At 70.3% G+C, this 17,513-nt stretch carries 16 protein-coding genes and 1 rRNA gene; 8 read left to right on the forward strand and 9 right to left on the reverse strand.

Annotated elements, in window-relative coordinates; all coding sequences use genetic code 11:
• Positions 1-356, reverse strand: a 16S ribosomal RNA gene (locus AB0M27_RS15780); the annotation flags it as partial.
• Positions 357-875: 519 nt separating this feature from the next.
• A complete protein-coding gene (locus tag AB0M27_RS15785) occupies positions 876-1,526 on the reverse strand; it encodes a DNA-3-methyladenine glycosylase (protein WP_365721960.1) in 651 nt (216 codons plus the stop codon).
• Between the two features lie 100 nt (positions 1,527-1,626).
• On the opposite strand from AB0M27_RS15785, the gene AB0M27_RS15790 reads away from it, so the two are divergent.
• From AB0M27_RS15790 to AB0M27_RS15800, 3 genes are all read left to right on the forward strand, one after another.
• A complete protein-coding gene (locus AB0M27_RS15790; RefSeq protein ID WP_365721962.1) occupies positions 1,627-2,409 on the forward strand; it encodes a sporulation protein in 783 nt (260 codons plus the stop codon).
• A 45-nt stretch (positions 2,410-2,454) separates the two neighbouring features.
• Complete coding sequence (locus AB0M27_RS15795; RefSeq protein ID WP_365721964.1) at positions 2,455-2,994, forward strand: YbhB/YbcL family Raf kinase inhibitor-like protein; 540 nt, start codon at positions 2,455-2,457, stop codon at positions 2,992-2,994.
• Positions 2,995-3,162: 168 nt separating this feature from the next.
• The gene (locus tag AB0M27_RS15800; RefSeq protein WP_228623854.1) at positions 3,163-3,669 is read left to right on the forward strand and encodes an HNH endonuclease; all 507 of its coding nucleotides are present in this window, start codon (positions 3,163-3,165) and stop codon (positions 3,667-3,669) included.
• A 136-nt stretch (positions 3,670-3,805) separates the two neighbouring features.
• Here AB0M27_RS15800 and AB0M27_RS15805 read toward each other — a convergent pair whose 3' ends face one another.
• The 3 genes from AB0M27_RS15805 to AB0M27_RS15815 all read right to left on the reverse strand — a co-directional run bounded on the left by AB0M27_RS15805 (position 3,806) and on the right by AB0M27_RS15815 (position 6,204).
• Positions 3,806-4,774, reverse strand: a complete 969-nt coding sequence (locus tag AB0M27_RS15805; protein ID WP_365721966.1) for an SPFH domain-containing protein — start codon at positions 4,772-4,774, stop codon at positions 3,806-3,808.
• A 111-nt stretch (positions 4,775-4,885) separates the two neighbouring features.
• Entirely contained in the window at positions 4,886-5,317 is a 432-nt protein-coding gene (locus AB0M27_RS15810) for an NfeD family protein (protein ID WP_365721968.1), read from the reverse strand.
• Positions 5,318-5,412: 95 nt separating this feature from the next.
• Positions 5,413-6,204: an ABC transporter ATP-binding protein gene (locus tag AB0M27_RS15815; protein WP_365721970.1), complete on the reverse strand. Its 792-nt coding sequence runs from the start codon at positions 6,202-6,204 to the stop codon at positions 5,413-5,415.
• Between the two features lie 149 nt (positions 6,205-6,353).
• Here AB0M27_RS15815 and AB0M27_RS15820 point away from each other — a divergent pair, with 149 nt between their 5' ends.
• Complete coding sequence (locus tag AB0M27_RS15820; RefSeq protein WP_365721972.1) at positions 6,354-7,142, forward strand: hypothetical protein; 789 nt, start codon at positions 6,354-6,356, stop codon at positions 7,140-7,142.
• A 150-nt stretch (positions 7,143-7,292) separates the two neighbouring features.
• Here AB0M27_RS15820 and AB0M27_RS15825 read toward each other — a convergent pair whose 3' ends face one another.
• The 3 genes from AB0M27_RS15825 to AB0M27_RS15835 form a co-directional block, all read right to left on the reverse strand.
• The gene (locus AB0M27_RS15825; protein WP_356310424.1) at positions 7,293-7,538 is read right to left on the reverse strand and encodes a chaplin; all 246 of its coding nucleotides are present in this window, start codon (positions 7,536-7,538) and stop codon (positions 7,293-7,295) included.
• A gap of 171 nt (positions 7,539-7,709) precedes the next feature.
• Positions 7,710-8,351, reverse strand: a complete 642-nt coding sequence (locus AB0M27_RS15830) for a response regulator transcription factor (RefSeq protein WP_365721975.1) — start codon at positions 8,349-8,351, stop codon at positions 7,710-7,712.
• Positions 8,344-9,489 (reverse strand): GAF domain-containing sensor histidine kinase, encoded by a 1,146-nt coding sequence (locus AB0M27_RS15835; RefSeq protein ID WP_365721977.1) that lies wholly within the window; start codon positions 9,487-9,489, stop codon positions 8,344-8,346. The genes AB0M27_RS15830 and AB0M27_RS15835 overlap by 8 nt, the downstream gene beginning before the upstream one ends.
• 225 nt (positions 9,490-9,714) lie before the next feature.
• Here AB0M27_RS15835 and AB0M27_RS15840 point away from each other — a divergent pair, with 225 nt between their 5' ends.
• From AB0M27_RS15840 to AB0M27_RS15850, 3 genes are all read left to right on the forward strand, one after another.
• A complete protein-coding gene (locus AB0M27_RS15840; RefSeq protein ID WP_365721979.1) occupies positions 9,715-10,410 on the forward strand; it encodes an SDR family oxidoreductase in 696 nt (231 codons plus the stop codon).
• Positions 10,407-11,489, forward strand: coding sequence for an S-adenosylmethionine:tRNA ribosyltransferase-isomerase (locus AB0M27_RS15845; RefSeq protein WP_365721981.1), 1,083 nt, complete (start codon positions 10,407-10,409; stop codon positions 11,487-11,489). The genes AB0M27_RS15840 and AB0M27_RS15845 overlap by 4 nt, the downstream gene beginning before the upstream one ends.
• Positions 11,490-11,789: 300 nt before the next feature.
• The gene (locus AB0M27_RS15850; protein ID WP_365721983.1) at positions 11,790-12,545 is read left to right on the forward strand and encodes a transglycosylase SLT domain-containing protein; all 756 of its coding nucleotides are present in this window, start codon (positions 11,790-11,792) and stop codon (positions 12,543-12,545) included.
• 83 nt (positions 12,546-12,628) lie between these two features.
• Here AB0M27_RS15850 and AB0M27_RS15855 read toward each other — a convergent pair whose 3' ends face one another.
• Entirely contained in the window at positions 12,629-15,229 is a 2,601-nt protein-coding gene (locus AB0M27_RS15855; protein WP_365721985.1) for an FHA domain-containing protein, read from the reverse strand.
• Between the two features lie 241 nt (positions 15,230-15,470).
• Here AB0M27_RS15855 and AB0M27_RS15860 point away from each other — a divergent pair, with 241 nt between their 5' ends.
• A complete protein-coding gene (locus tag AB0M27_RS15860; RefSeq protein WP_365721987.1) occupies positions 15,471-17,288 on the forward strand; it encodes a streptophobe family protein in 1,818 nt (605 codons plus the stop codon).
• Positions 17,289-17,513 lie beyond the last annotated feature (225 nt).

Raw genomic sequence — 17,513 nt, forward strand, 5'->3', positions numbered from 1 at the left:
TTCCCCACTGCTGCCTCCCGTAGGAGTCTGGGCCGTGTCTCAGTCCCAGTGTGGCCGGTCGCCCTCTCAGGCCGGCTACCCGTCGTCGCCTTGGTGAGCCATTACCTCACCAACAAGCTGATAGGCCGCGGGCTCATCCTTCACCGCCGGAGCTTTCCAGCCTCCACCATGCGGAGGAGACTCGTATCCGGTATTAGACCCCGTTTCCAGGGCTTGTCCCAGAGTGAAGGGCAGATTGCCCACGTGTTACTCACCCGTTCGCCACTAATCCACCCCGAAGGGCTTCATCGTTCGACTTGCATGTGTTAAGCACGCCGCCAGCGTTCGTCCTGAGCCAGGATCAAACTCTCCGTGAATGTTTTCCCGTAATCGGGATGAACACCACGAGAGCGGTGCGAGAGGAGGAATAGTCCCCTCGCACACAGCGTCCTCGCTGTGTTTTTCAAAGGAACCTCGCCCCGGTCGCGATGACCGGAGACGGGGTATCAACATATCTGGCGTTGATTTTTGGCACGCTGTTGAGTTCTCAAGGAACGGTCGCTTCCTTTGTACTCACCCTCTCGGGCTTTCCTCCGGGCGCTTCCCTTCGGTGTTTCCGACTCTATCAGATCTTTTCTCGACCCGATTCCCTGTCGGCGGGATGTCTCCGGGGTTTTCGGCTTTCGCCGTCCGCCCTTTCGACATTCACTACGTTAGCTCATTCTCTCGGCGACTCATAATCGAGTCTCGCGAGTTCGAATTCGGGCACGCGGACGCGCCAAAACCGACCCCGCCGAGGGGTTGTAGCTGAGTAGTGGGTGGGCCGCTCCGGCTGCAGGCAAACGCCGTACCCGGTTCAGCGGCTCGGGATACATTACGCACCTTCGTGGGGCGCGTCAACTTCGGCGCCGCTTCGGTACGTGTGCCCGATAGGGACTCACCGTCGGGTCGCCCGCGACCCAGTAACGCCAGGGATGGATGTCGCCGTTCCCGCCTTCGCCGGCGACTCCGGTGCGCGGGCCGCTTCGTACCTGGTCAGGGGCTACCGGCGTACCCGTGAGCATCCGCAGCGGGGTCTCGCCGGAGGCGCACGCGTCCGTGCCGTCCATGGCGCGGTCGACTTCCAGGGCCGTCGCCAGGCGGGCCGGGCCCTTGGCCAGTTCCTTGTCGTTCCGGGCCGAAACTCGCCGTTTGCGGGCGAGTTCTACGCCGTCGACGACCTCACCGGCGCGGAGCAGGACAGCGCTCGCGCGGCCCTCGGGACCGCAGACGAGGTTCATGCAGTGCCACATGCCGTAGGTGAAGTAGACGTATACGTGTCCGGGGGGACCGAACATCACCGCATTGCGGGCGGTGGGGCCACGGTAGGCGTGTGAGCCGGGGTCGTTCGGGCCGTCGTACGCCTCGACCTCGGTGAGGCGGACTGCGATCGGGCCGTCGGGTGTCGTACGCACCAGGATGCGGCCGAGGAGGTCCGGTGCCACCTCCAGGACCGGGCGGTCGAAGAACTCTCGGGGTAGTGGCGTACGGTCCGGGAGCGCGATCATGCCGTCCGAGGGTAATGCAGAGGGGACACCGCGTCGGCGGAACCGGTCGGCGGCGGATCGCGTTTGTAGGGGTCGAGGGTCCTTCGTAAAGGGAGAGTCAATGGCGTTCAAGAAGCTGCTCGCGAGCCTCGGGGCCGGCGGGGCGTCGGTCGAGACGGTGCTGACCGAGGTCAATGTCGTGCCGGGCGGTGTCGTCCAGGGTGAGGTGCGGATCCAGGGCGGGTCCGTGAACCAGGACATCGAGGGTCTGTCCGTCGGTCTGCAGGCCAAGGTCGAGGTGGAGAGCGGCGACGAGGAGTACAAGCAGAACATCGAGTTCACCAAGGTGCGGCTCGGCGGTGCCTTCGAGCTGCAGGCGGGTGCCGTCCACGCGGTGCCGTTCGGTTTGGAGATCCCCTGGGAGACGCCGGTCACGATGATCGACGGGCAGGCGCTGCGCGGGATGCACATCGGTGTGACGACCGAGCTGGCGATCGCTCGGGCCGTGGACTCCGGCGACCTGGACCCGATCAACGTCCACCCGCTCCCGGCGCAGAAGGCCATCCTTGACGCCTTCATCCAGCTGGGCTTCCGCTTCAAGAACGCGGACATGGAGCGTGGCCACATCCGGGGCACGCGGCAGAAGCTGCCCTTCTACCAGGAGATCGAGTTCCACCCGCCGTCGCAGTACCGGGGCCTGAACCAGGTCGAGCTGAGCTTCGTGGCCGACGAGCACGCGATGGACGTCGTGCTGGAGATGGACAAGAAGCCGGGTCTGTTCAGCGAGGGTTCGGACACCTACCGGTCGTTCCAGGTGGGTCTGAACGACTGGATGGGGACCGACTGGGCGGCTTATCTGAACCAGTGGCTGTCCGAGGTCGGCAGCAAGCGCAACTGGTTCTAGGCTCGGGAACTGCTGGTTCCAGATCATCGATCAGGAGGTACCGAGGTGACCGAGCTCAAGCGGCGGCCGCTCCCCCATGACTTCCATCCGCCCGTGCCGTCGTTCACGGTGACGAGCGCGGACATCGAGGAGGGTGCGACGCTGAAGAGCGCCCAGGTCCACGCGGAGGGCAACACCTCGCCGCACCTGCGGTGGGAGGGCTTCCCGGCGGAGACCAAGAGCTTCGCCGTGACGTGCTACGACCCCGACGCACCGACCGGCAGCGGCTTCTGGCACTGGGTGCTGTTCGACATCCCGGCCTCCGTGACGGAGCTGCCGGCGGGTGCGGGCAGCGGCAAGTTCGAGGGCCTGCCCGAGGGCGCGGTGCATGTGCGCAACGACTACGGGACGAAGGACTTCGGTGGCGCCGCGCCGCCGCCCGGGGACGGGCCGCACCGGTACGTCTTCACGGTGTACGCGGTGGACCAGGAGAAGCTCGGTCCGGATGCCGACGTCTCTCCGGCCGTCGTCGGCTTCAATCTGCGGTTCCACGCGATCGCGCGTGCCCAGCTCATCGGTGAGTACGAGAACCCCGCGCAGGGCTGAGCGCGGCGCCGTGATTCAGCCGAGCGTTCATTGAACGTTTGCCCGCCTCCGGTCTTGGAAGTGATCGGAGGCGGGCATTTTTTATTGCGTTGTCCATCTCGGCGCGCCCGTCCAGAGTTGATCCAAGCCCGCCGGGGGGTGGGCAGATGCGCACGGGAGGTGGGCTGGATGCGGGACACGCTGGTACTGAACGCGAGCTTTGAGCCGCTGTCGACGGTGACGTTGAATCGAGCCGTCGTTCTGGTGCTCCAGGACAAGGCCGTCGTCGAGCAGGCCCATCCCGAACTGCGTATGCGCGGTGCCGATGTGGACATACCCGCGCCCCGGGTGATCAGGCTGTGCAGATATGTACGGGTGCCGTTCCGAAGACAAGCCCCGTGGTCGAGGCGGGGTGTGCTGGTCCGGGACCGGCACCGGTGCGCGTACTGCGGGCGCAGGGCCACGACGGTGGACCACGTGCTGCCGCGGGCGCAGGGTGGGCAGGACACGTGGCTGAATACGGTTGCCGCGTGTGCGGAGGACAACCACCGGAAGGCCAACCGGACTCCCGAGGAGGCGGGTATGGCTTTGCTGAGGGAGCCGTTCGAGCCGACTCCGGCTGATGCGATGCTGTTGGCTTTGGGTGCCGAGGAGTTCGAGGCGCTTCCCGAGTGGCTCGCTCGGGATGCGGCCTAGGCGTCTGCCGGGTTCGGTTCGCCGGCGGTTGCGGGTTGTCTCGGGTTTCTCGCGCCCGCGCGGCGGAGCCGCATATCCATACGGCCCCGCGCCCCGTGACGGGGCGCGGGGGGAACCGGCGTTCACATGGAGACCCTCAGTCGATGTTCGGCTTCTCGCGGCGCTCGGTGCCCGGGCCGTTGTTCTGTGAGGGGACGTTGGCTCCGCCGTTGCCCTGGCCTCCGCCGCCCAGGGGGCCGAAGTTGCCCATGGCGCCGGAGAGGCCCTTGAGGGCGTCGCCGATTTCGCTGGGGACGATCCAGAGCTTGTTGGCGTCGCCCTCGGCGATCTTCGGGAGCATCTGCAGGTACTGGTAGGACAGGAGCTTCTGGTCCGGGTCGCCGGCGTGGATGGCCTCGAAGACCGTACGGACCGCCTGAGCCTCGCCCTCGGCGCGCAAGGCGGCGGCCTTGGCCTCACCCTCGGCGCGCAGGATCTGGGACTGCTTCTCGCCCTCGGCGGTGAGGATGGCGGCCTGGCGCGTACCTTCGGCGGTGAGGATCGCGGCGCGCTTGTCACGGTCGGCGCGCATCTGCTTCTCCATCGAGTCCTGGATGGAGGTGGGCGGTTCGATGGCCTTCAGTTCGACGCGGTTGACGCGGATGCCCCATTTGCCCGTCGCCTCGTCGAGGACGCCGCGCAGGGCGGCGTTGATCTCCTCGCGGGAGGTCAGGGTGCGTTCGAGGTCCATGCCGCCGATGATGTTGCGGAGTGTGGTGACCGTCAGCTGTTCGATGGCCTGGATGTAGCTGGCGACCTCGTAGGTGGCCGCGCGGGCGTCCGTCACCTGGTAGTAGATGACCGTGTCGATGTTGACGACCAGGTTGTCCTGGGTGATCACCGGCTGCGGCGGGAAGGGTACGACCTGTTCGCGCAGGTCGATGCGGTTGCGGATGGTGTCGATGAACGGGACCACGATGTTCAGGCCCGCGTTCAGGGTGCGTGTGTAGCGGCCGAAGCGCTCGACGATGGCGGCGCTGGCCTGTGGGATGACCTGGATGGTCTTGATCAGGGCGATGAAGACCAACACCACCAGAATGACCAGGACGATGATGACCGGTTCCATCGTGTTCCCCGTACCCCTCTCCGCCTCGGCGCCTTAGGCAGATCTCGTGGTTGCAGAAGATCTTGCTGGTCGAGTCTGACAGACCATTGCCCAACTCGTGTGCAGGATGCCTCAGATGACGATGGCGGTGGCCCCCTCGATGTCCACGACGTCCACCTCCTGGCCCACTTCGTAGGCGCGGTCGGTGTCGAGGGCGCGGGCCGACCAGACCTCCCCGGCGAGCTTGATGCGGCCACCGGCGCCGTCGACGCGTTCCAGGACGACCGCCTGCTTGCCCTTCAGGGCGTCGACGCCGGTGGCGAGTCCGGGGAGTTGTCTGCTGTGCCGGGCCGCGATGGGGCGGACGACGGCGATGAGTGCGACGGAGACGACGACGAAGGCGAGGACCTGGATCACGGCGTCGAAGCCGAGTCCGGCGACGACCGCGGCCGCGACGGCGCCCACCGCGAGCATGCCGAACTCCGGCATGGCGGTGACCACGAGCGGGATTCCGAGCGCCGCCGCGCCGACGAGCCACCACACCCATGCGTCGATGTCGTTCACACGGTCATGGTAGGGCCGGGGTCGGGCGGCGGACAGGGCGCGAAAGGGAGCGGGACGGGCCTGGGAAGGCCTCGGGGAAGACCTCGGGTGAAGGGTCAGGACAGGGGCAGGCCCTGAGCCGTCCAGCGGTCGCCGACCTGCTCGACGACGAGCGGCAGGCCGAAGCAGAGGGAGAGGTTGCGGGAGGTCAGTTCCAGCTCGATCGGGCCGGCGGCGAGGACCTTGCCCTGACGGATCATCAGGACGTGGGTGAAGCCGGGGGCGATCTCCTCGACGTGGTGTGTGACCATGATCATCGAGGGGGCGACGGGGTCGCGGGCGAGCCGGCCGAGGCGGCGGACCAGGTCCTCGCGGCCACCGAGGTCGAGGCCGGCGGCGGGCTCGTCCAGCAGGAGCAGCTCGGGGTCGGTCATCAGGGCGCGGGCGATCAGGGTGCGCTTGCGCTCGCCCTCGGAGAGGGTGCCGAAGCGGCGGTCGAGGTAGTCGCTCATGCCGAGGCGGTCGAGAAAGGCGCGGGCGCGCTGCTCGTCGACCTCGTCGTACTCCTCCTGCCAGTGGGCGGTCATGCCGTAGGCGGCCGTCAGTACCGTCTCCAGGACCGTCTGGCGCTTGGGGAGCTTCTCGGCCATGGCGATGCCGGCCACGCCGATGCGGGGGCGCAGCTCGAAGACGTCGACCTTGCCCAGGGTGTCGCCGAGGATGGTGGCAGTGCCCTTGCTGGGGAAGAGGTAGCTGGAGGCGACGTTCAGGAGGGTGGTCTTGCCGGCGCCGTTGGGTCCGAGGATGACCCAGCGCTCGCCCTCCTTCACCGACCAGGAGACCTGGTCCACCAGAGCCCGGCCCTCGCGGACCACGGATACGTCCTGAAGCTCCAGAACATCGCTCATGAGCGCGTTGTCTCCCCTTGCAGTGTGCCGGTCTCGGCTGTCGCGTACGCCTGTGGCTCGGTCCGCCGCGCCTGTGGGCGCAGCCCTTATGAAATCTACGCCACGAGTGCGCCGCTCCATTCCATCGGTCCGGTCCTTAGGGTGGGGGCATGCTCACGGAACCGCGTTCAGGACGCCTTGCCGCTTGGGGAAATGCCCTTTTGGCCGGACTTGTGTCTCCGGATGACGCCGCGCTCGCCATTGTGGGCGAGGACACCGTGCACCGGGTGGAGGGGCTGCCCGGGGAGTCCGCGCAGGTCGGGCTCACGCTGGCACTGGGGCGGCTGCGGACGCTGGGGGCGACCGGGCTGCGGGTGGCGCTGCCGGCGCCGGGGCATCCGCTGGGGCTGAGCGGTCCGCCCGAGTTCAATGCGCGGGCGCTGGAGGCCGAGGAGGCGGTGGTCTGCCACGGCGCCGCGTTCGGGCTGGTGCCGGACGTCTACGAGGCCGGGCCGCAGGGTGATGTGCATGCCGAGGTGGTCTGGCATGTGCTGCCGGTGCGGGAGGCGCCGCCCGCCGATGTGCCGTCGCTGGGCGAGGCGGAGCGGGAGCTGGCGGAGGCGCTGCGGGAGGCGACCGAGGTGCTGTCGAAGCTGGACGTCGCAGGGTCGGGTCCGGTGGCTGAGGCGGCGATCGACGCGTACCGGGCGCGGGCCGAGCGGGGGCGGGAGGTGCTGGCGCCGGGGTATCCGCCGCGTGCGGTGCGAGTGCTGGAGCTGGCACAGCGGGTCGCGCTGCTGGTGTCGCTGGCGTACGGCAACGGGCACGGGGGTGCGGTCAGTTCCAGCGAGATGGCGGCGCGGTCGGAGGCGTTGCGGCCGGTGGAGCGGACGGCGCGGCGGGCGCAGGTGGCGGCGTACAACTCGATCGTGGAGGAGCGGGAGCGGGGAGCCCGGTAGCTGGATGGTGGGGGACGATCGCACCGGCTCAGGGGCGCGAGGCTGTTATCGGTATGCGGCTCCACCCGCGTGGGCGCGCCTAGTGAACAACACATGACAGGCGGCCTCCCGGTGGGCACCGGGAGGCCTGTGGTCAGTGTCGGCCGGACCTCAGTGGTTGAGGCCGAGGTTGCCGAAGGCCGGATTCAGCACGCCGATGACGCTCACGCTGTTGCCGACCGCGTTCACCGGGACGTGCACCGGGACCTGGACGACGTTGCCCGAACCGACGCCCGGGGAGCCGTGGGCCTCGCCGCCTGCCCAGCTGCCGGTCGTGGCGGAGGCCATGCCCGCACCGGCGGCCACGAGGCCACCGGCCACCATCGTCACGGCAGCTACCTTCTTCAGGTTCTTCACTTTCCAACCCCTCCTAGGCGGTCACCGCGGTGGTTCGCCGCGGCACGCACTGGAGAACGGCGGAGATCGTCGGAGGATGCGCCATCCGGGTGACATTCCCACGACGGTATGAATCTCAGTCCGGAGCGGAACCCTCCGTATTGCCGGGCGCACCGGCGCGCACGGCGCGCTTCAGCCGGTCACGCCGTGTCGTACGGCCCACAGCGCGGCCTGGGTGCGGTCCGCGAGGTCGAGTTTCATCAGGATGTTGGAGACATGCGTCTTGACGGTCTTCTCGGACAGGACGAGGGCGCGGGCGATCTCGCGGTTGGAGCGGCCGTCCGCGATCAGGCCGAGCACCTCGCGCTCCCGCTCGGTGAGCGAACCGCCTCTGCTCTGCCCGGAGTTGCCCTCCTCCTGGGAGAGCAGGGCGTCGGCGACCTCGGGCTGGAGCAGGATGTGGCCGGCGTGCACGGAGCGGATGGCGCCGGCGAGGGCGTCGGGGTCCACGTCCTTGTAGACGTAACCGGCGGCGCCCGCGCGCAGGGCCGGTACGACCGTGCGCTGCTCGGTGAAGCTGGTGACGATGAGCACGCGCGCGGGGTTGTCGAGTTCGCGCAGCCGGCGCAGGGCCTCGACGCCGTCCATGCCCGGCATCTTGACGTCCATCAGGACGACGTCCGGGCGCAGTTCCTCGGCGCGGGCGACTCCCTCGGCGCCGTCGGCGGCCTCGCCGACGACCTCGATGTCGTCCTGCACCTCCAGGAAGGTGCGCAGGCCCCGGCGGACGACCTGATGGTCGTCGACGAGCAGCACCCTGATTCCGTCAGCCACCGGGGACCTCCATCTCGATCGTGGTGCCCTTGCCGGACACCGACTCCACGGTCAGCGTGCCGCCGACCCCGCTCGCGCGGTCCCGCATCGAGACCAGGCCCAGATGCCGTCCGGCGCGGCGGATCGCCTTCGGGTCGAAGCCGCCGCCGTCGTCGGTGACGCGCAGCACGGCTCCGCAACCGCGCCGCTGGACGCTGACGTCGACGTGTGCGGCGCCGGAGTGGCGCAGTGCGTTGTGCAGGGCTTCCTGGGCCACCCTGAGCAGGGCTTCCTCCTGGGCGGCGGGCAGGGCGCGGAAGCCGTTGCTGGTGAAGGTCACGCGCGCGGTGTGGGCGCGGTCGAGGACCTGGGTCTGGGTGCGCAGGGTGGCGATCAGGCCGTCCTCGTCCAGGGCAGCGGGGCGCAACTCCACTACCGCGGCGCGAAGTTCGTCGACGGCCTCGGCGGCGAGCGCGGCGACCTGGTGGAGTTCGCCCTTGGCGCGGGCGGGGTCGCGGTCGACGAGGGCCGCCGCGGCCTGGGCGGTCAGGCGCAGGGAGAAGAGCTTCTGGCTGACCGCGTCATGCAGTTCGTGGGCGAGGCGGGAGCGTTCCTCGGCGATGGTGAGTTCGCGGCTGCGTTCGTAGAGCCGGGCGTTGGTGAGGGCGATGGCGGCGTGCTGAGCGAGGATGGCGAGCAGTTCCTCGTCCTCCTCGGTGAAGCCGCAACTCCCGTCCCGCCTGGGACAGTTCTTGTTCGCCAGGAAGAGGGCTCCGATGACCTCGTCGCCGTCGCGGATCGGCAGGCCGAGGAAGTCGGCCAGGTCCGGGTGCGCGGCCGGCCAGCCCTCGAAGCGGGGGTCCTTGCGCACGTCGGCGAGGCGCTCCGCCTTCGCCTCGTGCAGCATCGCGGCGAGGATGCCGTGCTGGCGAGGGAGCGGGCCGATGGCGCGCCACTGCTCGTCGCTGACGCCGTCGACGACGAACTGGGCGAAACCGCCGTGGTCGTCGGGGACGCCGAGGGCGGCGTACTGGGCGTCCAGCAGCTCGCGGGCGGAGGCGACGATCGTCTTGAGGACGTCGCGCACCTCCAGATGCCTGCTCATGGCCAGCAGCGCGGAACTGACCGCTGCGAGGCCGGACCGGGGGCGGTGACTCATGTCCTCACGGTACCGGCGGGGTGTGACAAGCGGATCGGACCTGTGGCGGCGGGGCCCGGTCCGCTGGTCCTAGGGCGGCCGGCGTAGGTCCCGGGGCCCGGACGCGCGGTGTACGCCGAAGGGCCCCTGCGGTTTGCGGCCCGCGTCCGACGCGGCCGGGCCGGCGCCGTTCCTAGGTTGTGGTCACCGCCTGATGGAGGCGGTGGTGACGAAAGGACGGTAGTCATGCCGGTGGCGATCATCACGGGAGCCTCGAAGGGCCTGGGGCGGGCGCTCGGAACGGCGCTGGCGGCGCGAAGCTGGGATCTGGTGCTGGACGCCCGGGGCGCCGAGGCCCTCGAGGAGGCCGCGGAGAACATCGCCGGGCACGGCGCGCGCGTGGAGGCGCTGGCCGGGGACGTGACGGATGCCGGGCACCGGGCCGCGCTGGTGGCGGCCGCGCGCCGGCTGGGCGGGGCCGACCTGCTGGTGAGCAACGCGAGCGCGCTGGGTGCCGAGCCGCTGGTGCGGCTGGCCGCGCTGCCCCTGGAGGGACTGCGGCGGGCACTGGAGGTGAACGTGGTGGCCGCGCTGGGCCTGGTCCGGGAGGCGCTGCCGCTGCTGCGGGAGTCGCCGGCCGGGACGGTGGTCGCGGTCAGCTCGGACGCGGCGGCCGAGGCGTACGAGACCTGGGGCGGCTACGGCGCCTCGAAGGCGGCCCTGGACCAGCTGGCGGCGGTGCTGGCGGTGGAGGAGCCCGGCCTGCGGGTGTGGGCGGTGGATCCCGGGGACATGGCGACGGACCTGTACGCGGCGGCCGTACCCGACGACGACGATCCGCGACCGGCGCCGGACACGGTCGTACCGGCGTTCCTGCGGCTGCTCGACGAGCGGCCGGCCAGCGGGCGGTACGCGGCGCCGGCGCTGCTGGAGCGGCGATGAGGACCGTCGTGCGCGTACCGGAGGGGCTGTCCGCGCGCGTGCCCGCCGAGCGGCGTGGTCCGGGGCTGGGGCGGGACGCCGTACGGCTGCTGGTGTCGCGGGGTACGGAGGTGACGCATCACCTCTTCCCGGAGCTGCCGCTGCTGCTGCGGGCCGGGGACCTGTTGGTGGTGAACACCTCGCCCACGCTGGCCGCGGCGGTGGACGGACGGATCGGGCACGCGCGCGTGGTGGTGCATTTCTCCACGCGCGGGGACGACGGCCGGTGGGCGGTCGAGCTGCGGGAACCGGACGGGCGGGGTACCACCCGCGCGCGTACGGGCACGCGTGCGGGTATGGAGGTGGTGCTGCCGGGAGCGGGGCGGCTGGTGCTTCAGGAGCCGCTGAGCCCGAGCGGGAAGCGGCTGTGGTGGGCCCGGGCGGACGGGGACGTCCTCGGGATGCTGCGCGCGCACGGGCGGCCCATCCGCTACTCCTATACGGCGGGGGACCAGCCGCTGTCCGCGTACCAGACGGTCTTCGCACTGCCGTCGCCGGACGGGTCGGGCAGTGCGGAGATGCCGAGTGCGGCGCGCCCCTTCACCACGGCCCTGGTGGCGGAGCTGGTGAGCCGGGGTGTGCAGTTCGCGCCGATCACGCTGCACACGGGGGTGGCGTCGGCGGAGGCGCACGAGCCGCCGTATCCGGAGCGGTTCGCGGTGCCGGAGGCGTCGGCGCGGCTGATCAACGCGGTGAAGACGGGCGACCGAAGGGTGATCGCGGTCGGCACGACGGCTGTGCGGGCCGTGGAGTCGGCGGCCGGGCCGGACGGGGTGGTGCGGGCGGCCGAGGGGTGGACGGACCTGGTCGTGACGCCCGAGCGCGGGGTCCGGGTGGTGGACGGGCTGCTGACCGGGCTGCACGAGCCGGAGGCCTCGCATCTGCTGATGCTGGAGGCGGTCGCGGGGCAGGCCGCGGTCGACCGGGCCTACGAGGAGGCGCTCAGCGGGCTCTACCTGTGGCACGAGTTCGGCGACGTGCATCTCCTCCTCCCGGTGGAGAACTCTCACACAGAGCGTTGCGACGGCAACTCCTGGTGAAACTGCTACGCGCCCGATGTGAGCCCGCACATAGGACCCACATCACGTACGACCGGGCATAGGAGATAAACCATCCCCGCATGAACGGGAATAACGGTCGAGTCTGTCCAGTTTTGCCCTTCCCTGATCCACTATCGAGGATCGTACGTCACACCTTTGCCATGGCATTTTGCGCCAGCTAAGAATTGCTTCCGTCGCTCAGCGCCGTGGGTCACCGGCCCGCGGCGTTCGTGTGGGAGGAGCCGATTCCCCCGGCGGACGCAGGAGCGACCTCCGCGCTATCGAAGAGGTCCATCAGCCATGCCCAAGAACATCCTCAACCGTGCTCATAGTGCCCTGACCAAGCAGCACAAGCTCGCCATCGTCGGCGTCGCCGCTCTCGGCACCGCCGCCATCGCCGTCTCGGCCGTCCCGAGCAACGCCGAGACCGTCACCACCGGCGCCCCGGCCACGGCCGCCCAGGTCGCCGCCGGCACGACGCTCAAGAACGTCAAGGGCACGGTCACCGACCAGCTCGCCCCCGAGACGGTCAAGCTCGACACGTTCGCCGCGAAGAAGAAGGCCGCCGACGAGGCCGCCGCCGCCAAGCGGCGCGCCGAGGCCGCGAAGAAGGCCGCCGCGCAGAAGGCCGCCGCCGACGCCGCCAAGAAGGCCGCGCAGGCTCGCGTCGCCAAGGAGGCCGCGAGCCGCTCCACCCAGCGGGTCGACATCCAGCCGGTCGCCGCGAAGACGTACGCCAACAACCTCGACGGCTGGATCCGTCAGTCCCTGGACATCATGAAGCAGCACGGCATCCCGGGCTCCTACAGCGGTGTGCACCGCAACATCATTCGTGAGTCCTCGGGCAACCCGATGGCCATCAACAACTGGGACATCAACGCCATCAACGGCATCCCGTCCAAGGGCCTGCTCCAGGTCATCGACCCGACCTTCCGCGCCTACCACGTGCCCGGCACGTCGTGGAACATCTACGACCCGGTCGCCAACATCACGGCCGCCTGCAACTACGCGGCCCACCGGTACGGCTCGATGGACAACGTCAACAGCGCGTACTGAGGGCTGGCGCGGACCTCGTACACGTAACGCCGAAGGGCGGCTCCCCATCGCGGGGTGCCGCCCTTCGCGTCGTACCGGCACGGCTACTTGCGCATGACCTCCGGCTCGTGGCGGCGCAGGAAGCGGGCCACGAAGAAGCCGCAGACCACGCCGAGCGCGATCAGGGCGACCATGTCCAGCGTCCAGGCCCCGGCCGTGTGGTTCCACAGCGGGTCCGTGCTGGTCGGGTCGTCGGTGTTCGGGGCGATGTTGTTGAAGTCCAGCGTGGCGCCGGCCGCGGCCACCGCCCAGCGCGACGGCATCAGGTACGAGAACTCGTTCACGCCGAGGGTGCCGTGCAGGGTGAAGAGACAGCCGGTGAAGACGACCTGGATGATCGCGAACATCACGAGCAGCGGCATGGTCTTCTCGGCGGTCTTCACCAGCGAGGAGATCACCAGGCCGACCATCATCGAGGTGAAGCCGAGCGCCATGATCGGCACGCACAGCTCGAACAGGGTGGAGCCGCCGAGCACGACACCCTGGTCGGGGATCTCACGGCTGGAGAAGCCGATGACACCGACCATCAGGCCCTGCAGCACCGTGACGGCACCGAGCACGACCACCTTCGACATCAGGTACGCCGACCGGGACAGGCCGGTCGCGCGCTCCCGCTCGTAGATCACCCGTTCCTTGATCAGTTCACGGACGGAGTTCGCGGCGCCCGCGAAGCACGCGCCGACGGCGAGGATCAGCAGCACGGTGGTGGCCGTGCCGTTGGGGATGTGCGTGCCGGTCCTCGGGTTGATCGCCGCGTTGACCAGCAGGCCCCGCTTGTGGTCGATCAGCAGGCTGACCGCGCCGAGCACCGCCGGCAGGATCACCGTCAGCGCCAGGAATCCCTTGTCGGACACGATGACCGACACATAGCGCCGGATCAGGGTCATCAGCTGCGAGCCCCAGCTCTGCGGCTTGGGCGGCTTCATGGCCTGCGGCGGAGGCATGTGTACGGCCTGCGGGGCGACCGAGTCCACGTCCGCGGCGTACATCTGGTAGTGCTGCGAGCCCTTCCAGCGGCCCGCCCAGTCGTAGTCGCGGTAGTTCTCGAAGGCGGAGAAGACGTCGGCCCAGCTGTCGTAGCCGAAGAAGTTCAGCGCCTCCTCCGGCGGGCCGAAGTAGGCGACCGCGCCGCCCGGCGCCATCACCAGCAGCTTGTCGCACAGCGCCAGCTCGGCCACCGAGTGGGTCACCACGAGGACCGTGCGGCCGTCGTCGGCGAGGCCCCGCAGCAGCTGCATGACGTCGCGGTCCATGCCCGGGTCCAGACCCGAGGTCGGCTCGTCCAGGAAGATCAGCGACGGCTTGGTGAGCAGCTCCAGCGCCACCGAGACACGCTTGCGCTGGCCACCGGAGAGGGAGGTGACCTTCTTGTCCTTGTGGATGTCGAGCTTGAGCTCGCGCAGCACCTCGTCGATGCGGGCGTCGCGCTCCTGCGCCGTGGTGTCGGCCGGGAAGCGCAGCTTGGCCGCGTACTTCAGGGCCTTCTTGACGCTCAGCTCCTTGTGCAGGATGTCGTCCTGCGGGACCAGACCGATGCGCTGGCGCAGCTCGGCGAACTGCTTGTACAGGTTGCGGTTGTCGTACAGGACCTCGCCCTGGTTGGCGGGCCGGTAGCCGGTGAGCGCCTTGAGCAGGGTCGACTTGCCGGAGCCGGACGGGCCGATGACCGCGATCAGGGACTTCTCCGGGACACCGAAGGAGACGTCCTTGAGGATCTGCTTCCCGCCGTCGACCGTGACGGTCAGATGGCGCGCGGAGAAGGAGACCTCACCGGTGTCGACGAACTCCTCCAGCCGGTCGCCGACGATCCGGAACGTGGAGTGGCCGACGCCGACGATGTCGGCCGGGCCCAGCTGCACCGAGCCGCCCTTGGGGATCGGCTGGCCGTTGACGTAGGTGCCGTTGTGCGAGCCGAGGTCGCGGATCTCCAGCCGGCCGTCGGGCGTGGCGTGGAACTCGGCGTGGTGCCGGGAGACCTGCAGGTCGGAGACGACCAGGTCGTTCTCCAGGGCACGGCCGATGCGCATCACCCGGCCGACGGCGAACTGGTGGAACGTGGTCGGGCTGCGGTCGCCGTAGACCGGCGGCGCCCCCGCGGCACCACCGGGCGTCTTCTGCGCGTACTGCTCCGCGGGCCCCGCCTGCTGCTGCGGGAACGCGGGCGCCTGCTGCGGCCAGCCCTGCTGCGGGGCCTGCTGCTGTGCGGGCGCCTGGTGCGGTACGGCCTGCTGCGGGGCCGGTGCCTGCTGGGCCTGCGGCTGTGCGGCCTGCTGAGAGGCGGGTGCCTGCTGGGCCCAGCCCGGCGCCCCGGCGCCCTGCGCCGCGTACGGTGCCGGCTGCTGCTGACCGACCGCCGCGCCCGACAGGTTCAGCCGCGGTCCGTCGGTCGCGTTGCCGAGGTGCAGCGACGCGCCCGGTCCGATCTCCATCTGCTGGATCCGCCGGCCCTGCACGAACGTGCCGTTGGTGCTGCCATGGTCCTCGATGACCCAACTGCGGCCGTTGAAGCTGACCGTGGCGTGCCGCCAGGACACCCTGGCGTCGTCGAAGACGATGTCACCCTGCGGATCGCGGCCGAGGGTGTAGGGCCTGGACGGGTCCAACGTCCAGGTCCGTCCGTTTGATTCCAGTACGAGTTCCGGCACTCCATGCCCCACTGAGTTGTCCCCCGAAATACCCCCATCACAGGGAGTCTAGGGATGTCGAACATCGGGGGGAACTATTTCAGGCTCGGCCCGCTGACCGAAACCCGGGCCTTGTCGACGGGCGCCCGCGCGCGCTTCAACTCGCCCCGTTGACGGGGTTGAAACCGGGCCGGAGAGTGGTAATCCCGGCGTGGGGGACAAGCGCGGCTCCGGTGCCGCGCCGCGGATCGGGGGGTCTGCCATGAGGTCTGCCACGAACGCCGAGACCGCGCCGCGCGCCACGACGGTGCCCTGGACGGACGTCCTGCTGTCCGCGATCGCCACGGTGAGCTGGGCGTTGATCGGGATGGCGGGCACGGCCGCGCTCGGCCTGCATCTCCTGCGAGCGGACACGGCGGGCTCACTGGGCCCCATGACAGCGGCCGTTGTGGCACTCGGGGCGGGTGGTTCGGTCACGCCGTCGGGCGATGTGTCCGCGTTCGGTCTGAAGGGCGCCGAGACCCACACCGCCATCGAGATCACGCCACTCGGGGTGAGCCTGGCCGGCGCCCTGCTGCTGGCGTGGTTCTTCCTACGGTCCTTGCGTACTGCCGGAGTTGTCGTCGCACCCACCGAACTACTCGCCCGCGCGGGCACGGTGGTCGCGCTCTTCGTCGCACTGCTGGGCGGTCTCGCCTGGGCGGGGCACGACGTCGTCACCATCGACGGCGGCTCGCTCAGACTGGACCGGCTGCCGGGCACGGGCGGCAAGGGAGGCGGCGCACTGAGCATCCCCGGCCTCGGCGACGTGAGCGGACTGCTGCCGGACCGGATCGGCGACCTCGTCCACGCCAAGGCCGCGGTCGGCTTCACCGTGGACACGTCGGCCACGCTGCTCGGCGGCGCCCTCTGGAGTGCCGGCGTCCTGCTGATCGCCCTGCTCGCCTCCCGGCGCGCTCCGCTGCCACCGGACTGGTCCGTCGTGCACCGGGCGGTACGGCCGGCGGTCTCGGCGCTCGTCACCGTGCTGCTGGTGGCCGTGGCGGCGGGGCTCGCGGCTGCGGCCTACGCGGCGATCGGCGACGACCACCCCGAGCGGATCGCCGGCGCGGCCCTGCTCGGTGCGCCGAACGGGGTCTGGCTCGGCCTGACCCTCGGTCTCTTCGTCCCCTGGGACGGCCACGCCACCGGCGTCCTCGGCACCTCCCTCCCCCACCCGCTGGACCAGCTCCTGTCCGCGCACACCGATCAGCCGGTGACGCTGGGCCGACTGGCCGACCTGGACAGCCGGGTGTGGCCGCTGGCCCTGGCCGCGGCACTGGCGATGCTGCTGGCCGGGGTCCTGACGGCGGTCCGCACACCGGTGCTACGACGGGCCGCCCGGCCGCTGGGACGGCAGGCCGACAGCACGGTGGGACGACGGGCCGACAGCGCTCTCGCTTTCGCCGTCCGGTGCGGCCTGCGCCTCGGCATCACCACCGCGCTCGCCCTCCCCCTGCTCGCCTGGCTGACGGCCGTGTCCCTGACCGCCTCACTGTCCGTCCTCGGCTTCGACGCCTTCGGCGCGGGCCTCGACCTGCACGGCCACCTCGGCCTCGCCCTGCTGCTCGGCGCGGTGTGGGGCGCGGGCGCCGGGGTGATCGGTTCCCTGACGGCCTGGGCGACCGGGGCGGCGGGGGGACGGACGGCTTGGGCGGCGCGGAGGGTACGGGGGAACGGGGGGAGCTTGGGGTACGACGGGGATGGTGGTGCTGGAGGTCTCGGACCGTACGCGCCGAGCGCGCCGTACCGGCCGCCGAACCCGGACACGAATCCCTATCTACAGGTGCCGCAGCACCTCCAGGTGCCAGAGGACCTGCGCGAGGAGCCGCCGGCTGCCGGGCCCACGGCCGCCGGGGACGACATGTACGGCGCCCCGACCATCGCCCGGCCGCTCGACGCCGCTCCCCCGCCGCCCAGACGCGGTCCACCGACGCGGCGAGGTGACCGCTCTCAGGGGTCGGACGGCACCGAATGGCCACCGCCGCCCCCTCCCCCGCCGCCCCCGGCACCGCCCGGGAAGCCGAAGGGCCGCGGGTGAGCCAGGGCAGGGGCCGTGCACGACGAAGATTCGGCGCACCTCTCCTGCCCATGCCCGTCGGGGCATCTCATGGCACAGTCGTGGTGGGGCCGGGAGCCGCCGTGTGCGGGCGGGCGGTGTCTCCCGGTGGCAAGATCCCTGACACCGGCGCGACATCCATTGTTCCGTGTCCGTCAGTCGGACCTCGACGGCGGACGGCACTGGGTGCCGGATACGGTGGTGACA

Source organism: Streptomyces sp. NPDC052107 (genome assembly GCF_040680215.1).
In the GTDB taxonomy this organism is placed as follows: Bacteria; Actinomycetota; Actinomycetes; order Streptomycetales; family Streptomycetaceae; genus Streptomyces.

Bases quoted from the DNA above. Each gene is read 5' to 3' on its own strand.
- AB0M27_RS15785 (WP_365721960.1), bottom strand. From the start codon at position 1,526: ATGATCGCGCTCCCGGACCGTACGCCACTACCCCGAGAGTTCTTCGAC.
- AB0M27_RS15790 (WP_365721962.1), top strand. From the start codon at position 1,627: ATGGCGTTCAAGAAGCTGCTCGCGAGCCTCGGGGCCGGCGGGGCGTCG.
- AB0M27_RS15800 (WP_228623854.1), top strand. From the start codon at position 3,163: ATGCGGGACACGCTGGTACTGAACGCGAGCTTTGAGCCGCTGTCGACG.
- AB0M27_RS15805 (WP_365721966.1), bottom strand. From the start codon at position 4,774: ATGGAACCGGTCATCATCGTCCTGGTCATTCTGGTGGTGTTGGTCTTC.
- AB0M27_RS15815 (WP_365721970.1), bottom strand. From the start codon at position 6,204: ATGAGCGATGTTCTGGAGCTTCAGGACGTATCCGTGGTCCGCGAGGGC.
- AB0M27_RS15820 (WP_365721972.1), top strand. From the start codon at position 6,354: ATGCTCACGGAACCGCGTTCAGGACGCCTTGCCGCTTGGGGAAATGCC.
- AB0M27_RS15835 (WP_365721977.1), bottom strand. From the start codon at position 9,489: ATGAGTCACCGCCCCCGGTCCGGCCTCGCAGCGGTCAGTTCCGCGCTG.
- AB0M27_RS15840 (WP_365721979.1), top strand. From the start codon at position 9,715: ATGCCGGTGGCGATCATCACGGGAGCCTCGAAGGGCCTGGGGCGGGCG.
- AB0M27_RS15845 (WP_365721981.1), top strand. From the start codon at position 10,407: ATGAGGACCGTCGTGCGCGTACCGGAGGGGCTGTCCGCGCGCGTGCCC.
- AB0M27_RS15850 (WP_365721983.1), top strand. From the start codon at position 11,790: ATGCCCAAGAACATCCTCAACCGTGCTCATAGTGCCCTGACCAAGCAG.
- AB0M27_RS15860 (WP_365721987.1), top strand. From the start codon at position 15,471: ATGAGGTCTGCCACGAACGCCGAGACCGCGCCGCGCGCCACGACGGTG.